Below are 12382 nucleotides of genomic sequence, written 5' to 3' on the forward strand. Positions count from 1 at the left end.
GGCGGCCGGTAGCATCCCGTCATGCCCCTCGCCTCCCCGCCCGCCCTCGAGCCGCGGCGGGCCGCCCGGTGAGGGAGAACCCGTCGTACGCCCTCGAGGACGTGGCCGAGATCCGTCGGCTCGTGGACGAGAACCCGTGGGCCACGATCGTCAGCGGCACGGGCGCGGGGCTCGTCGCCTCGCACTACCCGGTGCTGCTCGATCCCGACCGCGACGACCTCACGCTCCTCACCCACGTCGGCCGCCCCGACGAGCGGATCCACGAGCTCGGCCAGCGCGACGGATACGACGGCGAGGTCCTCGTCATCGTCCAGGGCCCGCACGGCTACGTGTCGCCCGGCTGGTACGACGCCGACCCCGCCGTGCCCACCTGGAACCACGTGTCAGCGCACCTGACGTGCCGGGTCGAGATCCTCTCGCCCGAGGAGAACCTGCGGGTGCTCGGGCAGCTGGTCGACCGCTTCGAGGACCGCATGCCCGAGCCGCGCCGCATGGAGGGGACGCTCGAGGACGCGGCCTACGCCGCCCGCATCAGCGCCGGCACCGTCGGCCTGCGGCTCGTCGCCACGCGGTTCGTCGCGAAGGCGAAGCTCAGCCAGGACAAGCCGCCGCACGTGGTCGAGCGCGTGCTCCACGAGCTGGAGCACGGCGCGGAGTACCCGAATCCGGCGCTCGCCGCGGAGATGCGGCGCGCCCGAGCCCGGGCCGAGGGCGGCTCCGCCGGGGCCGACGCGTGAGCGGCCTGCTCCTCGCGGGCGGCCGCCTGCCCGGATCCGACGCGCCCGTCGACGTGCTCGTCCGCGACGGCGTCATCGCGTCCGTCGGCCCGGCCGGATCCGCGGACGCGACCGGCGTCGAGACCCGCGCGCTCGACGGCCGGTTCGTGATCCCGGGCCTCTGGGACAACCACGTGCACTTCACGCAGTGGACCAAGGTGTCCCGCCGCCTCGACCTGTCGCGGGCGTCGTCCGCGGCGGAGGCCGTCGCGCTGGTGCGGGACGCGCTCGCGGCCCGCGCGGCCTCGGCTGGATCCGGCGCCGTCATGAGCGCCGGCACCCCCGAGGCGCTGGTCGGCTACGGCTTCCGCGACGGCCTCTGGCCCGACCTCCCGACGAAGGACCTCCTCGACGCCGTCGCGGGCGACACCCCCGTGCTCCTCGTCAGCGGCGACCTGCACTGCTGCTGGGCGAGCTCGGCCGCGCTCGCGCCCCACGGCTACGGGGACCACCCCACCGGGCTCCTGCGCGAGGACGACTGCTTCGACTTCATGTACCGCGTGGAGGAGGGCGACGCGTCGTCGCTCGACGCGCAGGCCGTGCAGGTCGCCCGCGAGGCCGCCCGCCGCGGCGTGGTCGGCGTCATCGACCTCGAGATCGACTGGAACGCCGACCGGTGGCGCCGCCTCGCCGCCCTCGGGCACGACGCGCTCCGCGTGGAGGCCGGCATCTGGCCGCAGGACCTCGACCGGGCGCGCGACGCGGGTCTCCGCACGGGCGACGTGCTCGCGGGCACCGGCGGCCTCGTGCGCGTGGGACCCGCGAAGGTCGTCACCGACGGATCCCTCAACACCCGCACCGCGTACTGCTTCGACCCGTACCCCGACCTCGACGGCCAGGGCGGCGACGCGCACGGCGGCGCGTGCGGCCAGCTCTCCGTGCCGCCCGAGGAGCTGCGCGGGCTCATGGAGCGCGCCGCGCGGCAGGGGCTGCGGCCCGCGATCCACGCGATCGGCGACCACGCGAACCGGCTCGCGCTCGACGCGTTCGCGCACCTCGACCGAGTGCTCGGCGGCGCGCACCGCGACGCGGACGGGACCGCGGGATCCATCGAGCACGCCCAGCTGCTGACGCACGAGGACGTCGCGCGGTTCGCCGCGCTCGGCGTGGTCGCGGGCGTGCAGCCCGAGCACGCCATGGACGACCGCGACATCGCCGACGTCTACTGGGCCGGCCGCACGGCCCGCGCCTTCGCGCTCGCCGACCTCCGCGCGGCGGGCACGCGCCTCGCGCTCGGCTCCGACGCGCCCGTCGCGCCGCTGGATCCGTGGGTCACCATGAGCGCCGCCGTCGGCCGGTCGCGGGACGGCCGGGAGCCGTGGCACCCGGAGCAGGCCATCGACCGGGCCGCCGCGCTCGACGCCTCCGTCCGCACGCGCATGGCGCCGGGGGAGCGGGCCGACCTCGCGGTCGTGGAGCGGGATCCGCTCGCCGCCTCCACCTCCGCCGACGACCTCCGCGCGATGCGGGTGTCCGCCACGCTCCTCGGCGGCCGCCTCACGCACGACACGCTCGGGGGCTGACCGGCGGAACACCTCGCGGGCGGCCGGCGTTGGACCCACCATGAGAGCGATCACCTACACCCGCACGGGTGCCCCCGACGTCCTGCAGCCCGTCGACCGCGACGAGGTCGCCCCCGGCCCCGGCGAGGTGCGCGTCCGCGTCGTCGTCTCGGGCGTGAACCCCACCGACTGGAAGTCCCGCGACGGTGGAGCGCCCGGCCAGGAGCTGCCGTTCCCCGAGGTCGTCCCGAACCAGGACGGCGCGGGCGTCATCGACGCCGTCGGCCCGGACGTCACCGGCCTCGCCGTCGGCGACCGCGTCTGGATCATGCTGGCCGCCCACGGCCGCCCCACCGGCACCGCGCAGGAGAAGACCGTGCTGCCCGTCGACCGCGTCGCGCCCCTGCCCGACGGCCTCTCCTTCGACCTCGGCGCGAGCCTCGGCGTCCCCGCCGTCACGGCGCACCGCGCGCTCACCGTCTCCGAGGACGGCCCCTCTCGCCTCGCCCCCGGCGCCCTCGCCGGGAAGCAGGTGCTCGTCGCGGGCGGCGCCGGCGCGGTCGGCCACGCGGCCATCCAGCTCGCGCGCTGGGCCGGCGCCACAGTGATCACCACGGTCAGCTCGCCCGAGAAGGGCGCCCTCGCGACGGCCGCCGGCGCGCACCACGTCGTCGACTACAAGGCGGGCGACGCGGCGGCGGAGATCCAGTCCATCGCGCCCGACGGCGTCGACCTGATCGTGGAGGTCGCCCCCGCGCAGAACGCCGAGCTCAACCAGGCCGTCGCGAAGAACCGCGCCTCGGTCGCGGTGTACGCGAACAACGGCGGCGACACCGTCACCCTGCCCGTGGTGGACAGCTTCGTGAAGAACCTCCGGTACCAGTTCCTGCTGCTCTACACGGTGGGTCAGGAGGCGCTCGACGCCGCGCGCGCGGACATCCACCTCGCCCTCATCGACGGCGCGCTGCCCGTCGGCGAGGAGGCGGGCCTCCCGATCACCCGCTTCCCGCTCGAGCGCACGGCCGACGCGCACCAGGCGGTCGAGGACGGCGTGACCGGCAAGGTGCTGATCGACGTGACGCCGGCCTGATCCCCAGGGCCCTGACGACAGATGGCCGCACCGCCCTCGGGCGATGCGGCCATCGGCCTGCGAGCCACCGGTGGGCGGCGGCGGATGCGGACTACTCGGTGCCCGCCACCCGACGCCGCGGACGCGACTCGCGCGTCAGCAGACGCTGCATCACGAGCGGCGCGAGCGCGCTCGCGTTGAGGCAGGTGGAGATCAGGATCGTGATGGCGAGCAGGTTCGCCGGGATGTCCCACGCGTCGCCCAGCAGGTGCAGCGCGAGCACCCCGAGCGAGACGACGAGCAGCAGCCACGACGATCCGCGGAGCCACCGCGGGGTGCGTGCCCCCGCGAGGGCGACGACCGCCATGACGGCTGCGTTGGCGATGACGAGCGCGAGCGGGCCGGTCATGCCCGCCCTCCGCCTCGAGTGCGGTGCTTCCTGGCGTGACCGTTCATGATGTCGTCCCCCTTCGACGGGCCGGATGGCCTGCCTCGACTCTTCCGCAGGGGGAGCGTCGGGTGAAGTCGGCGCTATCGGGGACAAGCGTCATCCCGGGCGCGTCGTCAGCGGGCGGCGCGGGCCACGGGGGTCGCGCCGGAGAGGTCGAGCCCCACGTCCACGAGCTCCACGCGGCCCGCGAGCGCGCGGCCGGGCCCGCGCATGAGGCCGGGCTTGCCCGCGCCGAACGTGACCGTGACGTCGGCGGACAGCACGGTCGGATCCGGCACCTGGCCGTCGTCGCAGCCGACGCCGCTCGGGATGTCGCACGCGACGACCACCGGTCCGCCCGCGCCGAGGATCACCGGGAGGAGCGCGGCCACCACGCGGCGCGCCTCGCCGCGGAGGGCGGGGCTCGCGGTGGTGCCGATGCCGAGGATCCCGTCGACGACGAGCGCCGACGCGCGGGCGAGCGCCGCCACCTCCGCGTCGTCGAGCTCCTCTGCCGGCGTGATGGGCACGCCCGCCTCGGCCGCCCGCGCCGCGGCCCCGTGGATGCGCGACGCCGTGCGGATCACGCGCACGTCGCGCCCGTCCCGCGCGAGGTCGGCCGCGGCGAGCAGCGCGTCGCCGCCGTTGTTCCCCGCGCCGACCAGCACGAGCACGGGTCCGCTCGGCGCCTCGGCGCGGCAGACGCGCGCGAGGCCCGCGGCCGCGACGCGCATGAGCTGCGCGCCGGCGGCGAGCAGCGGGGCCTCGGCGGCGCGGATGTCCGCCGCCGCGTAGCCGTCCGCGATCGATCCGGTCTCGCTCACGACGGCGCGATCCGCTCCACCAGCAGGTCCGCCCACGCCCGGTAGACGCGGCCGTAGAGGGTGTCCTCGGGGTTCGGGGCCGTGAACTCGGGGATCCGCCAGGCGGGGAAGGGCACGCTGTCGGCGCGGTTGTGGCGCGCGACGACCCGGCGGGTGCTGCGGTTGAGCGCGTCCGCGTGGCGTCCGACGGGCCCCGCGATGAGCGGCGGCGTGACGGGCGAGATCTCGAGCGGCGGCACCTCCGTGACGAGCACGAGCGCGTCCGCGGGCATGCGCGCCGTCATCGCGGTGATGCACGCGTCGAGCAGCGACTCCCAGAGCGGCGTGGGCGTGAACCGGATGGCGTCGCCGATGCCGAGGGCGAGGACGGCCACGTCGGTGCTCGCCCAGGCGGGGAACGCGTCGACGCCGGCGCGCCAGGAGCGCACGGTGAAGTCGGGGAACGCCTGCACCGACCAGAACACGCCGCGGCCGGTGCGGACGGTGAGCTTGTGGGCGACCTGCCCGGCGACGCCGAGGTCGTGCGACACGGTCTGGTAGCCCACCGCGGTGCCCTCGCCCACGACCGCCAGGCCGTACGGATCCGGCCCCGGCAGCGACCCGGTGGGCGAGTCGCGCGGGAAGGTGGCGCGCCGCATCTCGCGGTAGAGCACGCGGTACTGGAGCCGCCCGATGGTGGCCGACCGGAGCGACGCGAGCGGCCCGGCGGAGAGCGCTCGCGAGCCCGCCGACGGCCGGCCGTCCGGTGCGTCATGCGGGTCGAGGTCGTCGTCGCGACCCGGTTCGGCGTCCGAGGGCTGTGCGCCGGTCATCGCAGCCCATCCTGTCCGTCGTGACGCCCCCGGAATGGGGACGATCGCAGGATATCCCGCGCTCGGGCACCCCCTCCACCTCGCCGGGTGCGGAGGGGGCTGCCGGGACGGCGGATCAGGCCAGGATGTCGCGCACCATGGGCGCGACGATCGTGCCGTAGCGCTCGATCCCGCCCATCATGCGCTCGTGCGAGAACGGGCCGGCGCTGTACTTGAGGTCGAAGCGCGTGGCGCCGACGGCCTTCAGGGTCGCGGCGATCTTGCGGGCGACGGTCTCGGGGGATCCGACGTACAGCGAGCCGTGCTCGATCTCCTGCTCATAGGAGGCGCGGGCGAGCGGCGGCCAGCCGCGGTCCTTGCCGATGCGCGCGTGCATGACCTGGTAGTCGGGGAAGAAAGCCTCGCGCGCCTCGGCGTCGGTCTCGCCGACGTAGCCGGGCGAGTGGATCCCGACGGGCAGGCGCGGCTGCTCGAGCTGGTCGAGAGCGCGCGCGAACAGGTCGGCGTAGGGGGCGAAGCGGTGCGGCTCGCCGCCGATGATCGCGAGCATGAGGGGGAAGCCGTGGCGCGCGGCGCGCACGACGGACTCGGGGCTGCCGCCCACGCCGACCCAGGTCTTGATGCGCTTCGCCGTCTTGGGGAACACGTCGTGCTCCGTGAGGCCGGCGCGCGTGGAGCCGGTCCAGGTGACGGGCGTCTCCTTCACGAGCTCGGCGAACAGGCCCAGCTTCTCCTCGAAGAGCCGCTCGTAGTCGCTCAGCTCGTAGCCGAACAGCGGGAAGGACTCGGTGAAGGATCCGCGGCCGAGGATGACCTCCGCGCGCCCGTCGGACACCGCGTCGAGCGTCGCGAAGCGCTGGAAGACCCGCACCGGGTCGTCGGAGCTGAGCACGGTGACGGCGGATCCGAGGCGGATGCGCGAGGTCTTCGCGGCGATGGCGGCGAGCGCGACCTCGGGGGAGGAGATCGCGTAGTCGTCGCGGTGGTGCTCGCCGAGGCCGATGAAGTCGATGCCGACCCGGTCGGCCAGCACGCCCTCGGCGACGACGTTGCGGATCACCTCGGCGTAGGGCAGCTCCCGGCCGTCCGGTCCGACCGTGACGTCGCCGAACGTGTCCAGTCCGAGCTCGATCTCCTGCGCCATGCTGCCCTATCCATGCGAACGTATGCATCTGGGCCAACTGTAGGGGCGGGGTCGGCATTCCCGCGAATCGCGGCGGGCGGCGTGCCGGGTCAGCCGACGACGGGCTCGGCGCGCGCGATCTCGGTGTCATCGACGCGCGACTCCGGCATCAGCAGCCCCGCGACGACCGTCGCGAGCGCGCACACGCCGACCGCGAGGAACACCGCGCCGGACGCGGCGATCACGGCGTCCGGATCCTTCTGGCCGCCGGCCGACTCCGCGAAGATCGCGTTGGCGATGGCGCCGAAGACGGCCACGCCCACCGCGCTGCCGATCGAGCGCGCGAAGAGGTTCGCGCCCGTGACGACGCCGCGCTCGCCCCAGCCGACGCTCGACTGCGCGCCGATGAGGCTGGGCGTCGCGACGAGGCCGAGCCCGAGGCCCACCACGAAGCAGCCGGCCGCGATCCCGGCGAGCGTGGGCGTGCCGGCGAGCAACGAGATGGATCCGGTGCCGACGATCGTGAGCGCCATGCCGATGAGCACGGTGCGGCGGAACCCGATGCGGAGGTAGAGGCGGCCGGACAGGGATGCGGAGATCGGCCAGCCGATCGTCAGCGCCGCCAGCGCGAGGCCGGACACGAGAGGCGTGACGCCGAGGGATCCCTCGAGGTAGGTGGGCACGTAGGAGGTGAGGCCGATGAGGATCGCGCCGACGCCGAGCGAGACGAGCGTCGTCGTGAGCAGCAGTCGGCGGGAGAAGACCCAGAGCGGCAGCACGGGCTCGGCGGCCCGGCGCTCCACCAGCAGGAACGCGACGATCAGCACGGCGCCGATCGCGAACGCGCCGATGCTGGGTGCGGAGTCCCATGCCCAGGCCTGGCCGCCCTCGAGGACCGCGAGGATCAGGAGGCTGAGGCCGACCGTGAGGAGCGCGGCGCCGGCGTAGTCGACGCGGTGGCGCGTGCGCTCGATGGACTCGTGGAAGCGGCGGACGATCATCCAGCCGGCGAGGAGGCACAGCGGCACGTTGACGAAGAAGATCCACCGCCAGGACGCGAACTCGGAGAACACGCCGCCGAGGGTCGGGCCGACGACGCTGGAGACCGCCCACACGCTCGCGAGGTAGCCCTGCGTCTTCGCGCGCTCGGCGACCGTGTAGATGTCGCCCGCGATGGTGATGGCCATCGGCTGCACGGCACCGGCGCCGAGCCCCTGCAGCGCGCGGAACGCGATCAGCGCCGGCATGCTCCACGCGAACCCGCACAGCACGGATCCGACGAGGAACAGGCCGATGCCGATGAGGATGATCGGCTTCCGCCCCACGGTGTCGCTGAGCTTCGCGTAGAGCGGCACCGACACCGCCTGCGCGAGCAGGTAGATGGAGAACAGCCACGGGAACGAGGCGAAGCCGCCGAGGTCGTCCACGATGGACGGCACCGCGGTGGCGAGGATGGTCGAGTCGATGGCCACGAGGCCCGTCGTCATCATCAGGGCGATGAGGATGGGGCCGCGCTCGGATCGGAATCCGACGCCGCTGGTGTCAGTCATGAGCCTCCCGGGTCGAACGGTGAACGAGCGTGAGGTCGTCGGCATTCCCTCGACGTGCGATCCGTGTGGTCGACTGGGATCCCCACCGGAAGGACCCCCTGTGACGTTCCGCGCGCCCGACGCATTCACCACCCGACCCACGCTCCGCGGCACGTTCGGCATGAGCGCCTCCACGCACTGGCTCGCCTCCGGCACCGGGCAGGCCGTGCTCGAGCGCGGCGGCAACGCGTTCGACGCGGCGGTCGCGAGCGCCTTCGTGCTGCACGTCGTCGAGCCGCACCTCAACGGGCCGGGCGGTGACATGACCGCCGTCGTGCACGTCGCGGGGGACGCGGCGCCGAAGCTCCTCATGGGCCAGGGATCCGCGCCCGCCGCCGCCAGCCCTGAGCGCTTCCGCCAGGAGGGCCTCGACCGCGTGCCCGGCGCGGGAGCGCTCGCCGCCGCCGTGCCCGCCGCGGTTGACGCCTGGCTGCTGCTCCTCCGCGACCACGGCACGTGGGAGCTCGCCGACGCGTGGGCGTTCGCGATCGGGTACGCGCGCGACGGGCACCCGGTGCTGGAGAGCGTGCGCCGCACGATCGCGGGCGTGGGCGACCTGTTCCGCGAGCACTGGTCGGCGTCCGCCGCGTTCTGGATGCCGGACGGCGAGGCGCCCGTCGCCGGGTCGCTTGTGCGGAACCCCGCATGGGCGGCCGCGATGGAGCGGATCCTCGCGGAGGCGTCGACCGCGGCCGGTCCGGACGCGACGCGCGAGCAGCGCATCGAGGCCGCGCGCACCGTGTGGGCGGAGGGCTTCGTCGCGGAGGAGATGGTGGCGAGCGTGCAGGATCCGCACCGGCACTCCACCGGCGCCGACCACGCGGGGCTGATCACCGCCGAGGACCTCGCCTCGTCGCGCGCGTCGTGGGAGGACGCGGTCTCGATCGAGTTCCGCGGGCTGCGGATCTGGAAGACCGATGCGTGGGGCCAGGGGCCGGCGCTGCTGCAGGCGCTCATGATCCTCGACGGGTTCACGGATGAGGAGATCGACCCGGCGACGGCCGCGGGGATCCACCGCATCAGCGAGGCGCAGAAGCTCGCGCTGGCCGACCGCGAGGCGTACTACGGCGACGCCGTGCCGGGCGGCGCGCCCCTCGACGTCCTGCTCAGCGCGGAGTACGCGGCCGAGCGGCGCGCGCTCATCACCGACGAGGCGTCGCACGAGCTGCGGCCCGGACGCGTCGACGGCGTGGAGCCCTTCCTGCCGCCGCTCGTGGTCGAGGGCGACGCGCCCGCATCCGCCGGCGGCACGGGCGAGCCCACGGTCTCCCGCACGGGCGAGACCCGGGGCGACACCTGCCACCTCGACATCGTCGACCGGTGGGGCAACATGATCTCCGCCACGCCCTCCGGCGGCTGGCTGCAGTCGTCGCCGTTCATCCCCGCGCTCGGCTTCTGCCTCGGCACGCGCCTGCAGATGACGTGGCTCGAGCCCGGCGGACCGTCGTCGCTCGTGCCGGGTCGGCGGCCGCGCACGACGCTCACGCCGACCCTCATCACGCGCGAGGGCGAGCCCGTCGAGGCGCTCGGCTCGCCGGGCGGCGACCAGCAGGACCAGTGGCAGCTGCCCTACCTGCTGCGCACGATCGTCGGCGGGTTCTCGCCGCAGCAGGCCGTGGACGCGCCGACGTTCCACACGACGAGCGTCCCCGGATCATTCTGGCCGCGCACCTGGACCCCCGGCGGCCTCGTGGTCGAGGGGCGTGTGGGCGACGACGTGATCGCCGACCTCCGGGCCCGCGGGCACGAGGTGGAGGTCGTCGGCGACTGGACGCTCGGGCGCCTGTCGGCCGTGACGCGCGATCCCGCCACCGGCCTGCTGGGGGCCGCGGCCAACCCGCGCGGGGCGCAGGGGTACGCGGTCGGGCGATGACGATCGACCGGCAGATCGCGTCGGCGCTCATCGCCGACCACGCGCGGCGGCGCGTGGGGAGCGACGCGGCGCTGCGGGCGGCTTCCGCGCCCGGGCGGTTCGTCGCCGAGCCCGATGCCGCGACGCCGTCGGCCGGCGTCGTCCTCGGCTCGTCGGAGCAGCGGAACGCGACGTGCGGCGACGTGGTCGACCTGCGGGTGCTGGCGGTGGATCCCGCGCACCCGTCGGTCGACGCGGGCGCGGCCGTGGATCCCGCCGAGCCCATCGCCGTCCGCTGGCACGGCCGTGGCTGCACGGTCTCGCAGGCGTCCGCGTCCATGCTCGCCGAGCTCGTCGAGGGCCGGACGGCCGCGGAGGCGGCGGCGCTCGTCGTCGAGCTGCGCGCGCTGATCCGCTCCCACGAGCTCCTGCCCGGTGCGGAGGACCGCCTCGGCGACGCCTTCGCCCTGGCCGACTCCGGCCGCTACCCGCTCCGCGGCACGTGCGCGCTGCTCGCGTGGCACGCGCTGGAGGAAGCGCTCGCGCGCTGAGGTGCGATGCGGTCCGCCGTCAGATCCGCCGGTCGACGTCCGCGCCCGTGCTGAGGTCGGCGGCCTCGACGAGCTGCGCGTCGTGGGCGGCCAGGTAGCGGCGCGCTCCCTCGTCGCCGCGCACGGATGCGGCGAGCGGCGCCCAGTGGTCGCGGCCGAGGAGGGCGGGGTGGCCGGGCCGGCCGCGGAACACGGCCTGGCGGAGCGTCGGCGGTTCCACCGTGGCCGCGTCGAGCACCCGGCGCACCGTGGCGGCGTCGAGGTCCGGCACGTCGACGGGGACGACGGCGAGCGCGACGGGCGGCGGATCCAGCGCGGCGGCGGCCCGGAGCGCGGCGCGGAGCGAGGCGGACATGCCGTCGGCCCAGTCGTCGGCGCGGACGACGCCGGCGTCCGCGGCCACCGTCGTGGACCGCAGGAGCGCCTCCGCGTCGTCCGCCCGCGCGCCGAGCACGACGAGCACGGGGGAGCAGCCGGCCCCGGCGAGCGCGGCGATCGCGGTCGCGAGTCACGGCGTGCCGTCGGGATGCGCGGCGAGCGCCTTGGGCTGGCCGAACCGGGTCCCCGCGCCGGCGGCGAGCACGACGCCTGCGATGCGCCGGGCCGATCGCCCGTCGTCGTCCGCGTCCCGTGATCCCGCCATCCGCCCATGGTAGGAGCGCGCTCGCCGGACCCCTGCCGCGCCCTCGCCGCGCCCCGCCGCGTCCAGCCGCGCGGCCTACGCTCGACGCATGGATCCCGACACTGCGTCCGCGCTCGCCCTCACCCTGTCGCTCGGCGTGCCGGTGCTCGCGATCCTCGTCGCCGTCGTCCTCGTCGTCGCCAAGGCCCGGGGTTCCGGCTGGGGCTGGTACCTCGTCGGCTGCACGGTCGTCGCGCTGATGCTGGCCCTCGGCCTCGCGATCCTCGCCACCTGGTCGGCGCAGACGGGGCTTGGCTACCTCGACGAGGGGGTCAGCACGTTCGGGATCGTCCTCATGGGGATCCTCGGCGGTGTCGCCACCTTCGTCGTCGGCGTCATCGCCGGCGTCGTCGGCCTCATCTCGGCCGCCGTCCGCCAGCGCGATCGCGTGCCGTCCTCCGCGCTCGTCCACGGGTGACCCGGCCAGGAGCCGGCCGCGTCGCCCGCGCCGCCACCGGCGTCGCCACCCGTGTCGGCCCGACCGGGACCTTCGCCGCGTTCCTGATCCTCGGCCTCCTCGTCATCACCGCCGCGTCGAGCCTGTTCGCGGGCCTCTACGTCGCCGTGATCGACGACGACAGCGTCGCCCTCCTCGACGAGCCCGCGCTGCACCTGGCCATGGACGTCCGCTCGCCGTGGCTCGACACCGCCGTCACGATCTTCACGGAGGCCGCGGGCGTCTACGCCGTGCCGATCGTGGGCGTCGCGGTGATCGTCGCGCTCGCGATCCGCCGGCGCCAGTGGGTGCCGGTCGTGCTCGGGCTCACCGCGGGCGCCGGATCCCTGCTCATGACCGAGGTCGGCAAGGAGCTCGTCGGCCGCGACCGCCCGCCGCGCGCCGACGCCGTGCCGCCCTACGAGACGTCGCCGTCGTTCCCCTCCGGACACACCCTCAACGCGAGCGTGGTCGCCGGGATCGTCGCCTACCTGCTCGTGCTCCGGCAGATGCGGCGAGCCGCGCGCGTGCTCACCTACGTCGTCGCCATCGCCTTCGCCGCCTCCGTGAGCCTCAGCCGCGTCTACCTCGGCCACCACTGGCTCACCGACGTCATCGCGGGGTGGCTGCTCGCGCTCGCGTGGCTCGCCCTCATCGTGGTGGCGCATCGGGTGCGGCTGCGGCTGCTGGAGGCGCGCGAGCGGGAGCGCGACGACCGCGGCGCGTGATCTCCGCG

At 75.2% G+C, this 12382-nt stretch carries 14 protein-coding genes; 7 read left to right on the forward strand and 7 right to left on the reverse strand.

The window, feature by feature from the left end; all coding sequences use genetic code 11:
• Positions 1–68 precede the first annotated feature (68 nt).
• From CMS_RS06420 to CMS_RS06430, 3 genes are read left to right on the forward strand one after another with little or no spacing between them, the layout of a single operon-like run.
• Positions 69–737, forward strand: coding sequence for an FMN-binding negative transcriptional regulator (locus CMS_RS06420; protein WP_012298683.1), 669 nt, complete (start codon positions 69–71; stop codon positions 735–737).
• On the forward strand, positions 734–2299 hold the full coding sequence (locus CMS_RS06425; RefSeq protein ID WP_012298684.1) for an amidohydrolase: 1566 nt from the start codon (positions 734–736) through the stop codon (positions 2297–2299). Before CMS_RS06420 ends, CMS_RS06425 begins: the two co-directional genes overlap by 4 nt.
• Before the next feature lie 40 nt (positions 2300–2339).
• Positions 2340–3368, forward strand: coding sequence for an NADPH:quinone reductase (locus CMS_RS06430; protein WP_012298685.1), 1029 nt, complete (start codon positions 2340–2342; stop codon positions 3366–3368).
• Positions 3369–3459: 91 nt separating this feature from the next.
• Here CMS_RS06430 and CMS_RS06435 read toward each other — a convergent pair whose 3' ends face one another.
• The 5 genes from CMS_RS06435 to CMS_RS06455 all read right to left on the reverse strand — a co-directional run bounded on the left by CMS_RS06435 (position 3460) and on the right by CMS_RS06455 (position 8086).
• Positions 3460–3756: a hypothetical protein gene (locus CMS_RS06435; protein WP_012298686.1), complete on the reverse strand. Its 297-nt coding sequence runs from the start codon at positions 3754–3756 to the stop codon at positions 3460–3462.
• Positions 3757–3911: 155 nt separating this feature from the next.
• Positions 3912–4601 (reverse strand): NAD(P)H-hydrate epimerase, encoded by a 690-nt coding sequence (locus CMS_RS06440; protein ID WP_012298687.1) that lies wholly within the window; start codon positions 4599–4601, stop codon positions 3912–3914.
• Positions 4598–5413: an SGNH/GDSL hydrolase family protein gene (locus tag CMS_RS06445; RefSeq protein WP_012298688.1), complete on the reverse strand. Its 816-nt coding sequence runs from the start codon at positions 5411–5413 to the stop codon at positions 4598–4600. The genes CMS_RS06440 and CMS_RS06445 overlap by 4 nt, the downstream gene beginning before the upstream one ends.
• Positions 5414–5528: 115 nt before the next feature.
• Entirely contained in the window at positions 5529–6557 is a 1029-nt protein-coding gene (locus CMS_RS06450; RefSeq protein ID WP_012298689.1) for an LLM class flavin-dependent oxidoreductase, read from the reverse strand.
• Positions 6558–6646: 89 nt separating this feature from the next.
• Complete coding sequence (locus tag CMS_RS06455) at positions 6647–8086, reverse strand: MDR family MFS transporter (RefSeq protein WP_041464479.1); 1440 nt, start codon at positions 8084–8086, stop codon at positions 6647–6649.
• 100 nt (positions 8087–8186) lie between these two features.
• On the opposite strand from CMS_RS06455, the gene CMS_RS06460 reads away from it, so the two are divergent.
• Positions 8187–9998: a gamma-glutamyltransferase family protein gene (locus tag CMS_RS06460; protein ID WP_041464480.1), complete on the forward strand. Its 1812-nt coding sequence runs from the start codon at positions 8187–8189 to the stop codon at positions 9996–9998.
• Positions 9995–10528, forward strand: a complete 534-nt coding sequence (locus CMS_RS06465; RefSeq protein WP_012298692.1) for an iron-sulfur cluster scaffold-like protein — start codon at positions 9995–9997, stop codon at positions 10526–10528. The genes CMS_RS06460 and CMS_RS06465 overlap by 4 nt, the downstream gene beginning before the upstream one ends.
• 19 nt (positions 10529–10547) lie before the next feature.
• Here CMS_RS06465 and CMS_RS06470 read toward each other — a convergent pair whose 3' ends face one another.
• Positions 10548–11024 carry a nucleotidyltransferase family protein gene (locus CMS_RS06470; RefSeq protein WP_223842773.1) on the reverse strand — a complete coding sequence of 159 codons (477 nt, stop codon included), beginning with the start codon at positions 11022–11024 and terminating at the stop codon, positions 10548–10550.
• Positions 11025–11036: 12 nt separating this feature from the next.
• Positions 11037–11171 (reverse strand): hypothetical protein, encoded by a 135-nt coding sequence (locus CMS_RS18150; RefSeq protein WP_256890529.1) that lies wholly within the window; start codon positions 11169–11171, stop codon positions 11037–11039.
• A gap of 88 nt (positions 11172–11259) precedes the next feature.
• Here CMS_RS18150 and CMS_RS06475 point away from each other — a divergent pair, with 88 nt between their 5' ends.
• Positions 11260–11628: a hypothetical protein gene (locus tag CMS_RS06475; RefSeq protein WP_012298693.1), complete on the forward strand. Its 369-nt coding sequence runs from the start codon at positions 11260–11262 to the stop codon at positions 11626–11628.
• Positions 11625–12374: a phosphatase PAP2 family protein gene (locus CMS_RS06480; RefSeq protein WP_012298694.1), complete on the forward strand. Its 750-nt coding sequence runs from the start codon at positions 11625–11627 to the stop codon at positions 12372–12374. Before CMS_RS06475 ends, CMS_RS06480 begins: the two co-directional genes overlap by 4 nt.
• The last annotated feature ends 8 nt before the right edge of the window (positions 12375–12382 follow it).

Source organism: Clavibacter sepedonicus (assembly GCF_000069225.1).
Classification (GTDB): Bacteria; Actinomycetota; Actinomycetes; order Actinomycetales; family Microbacteriaceae; genus Clavibacter; species Clavibacter sepedonicus.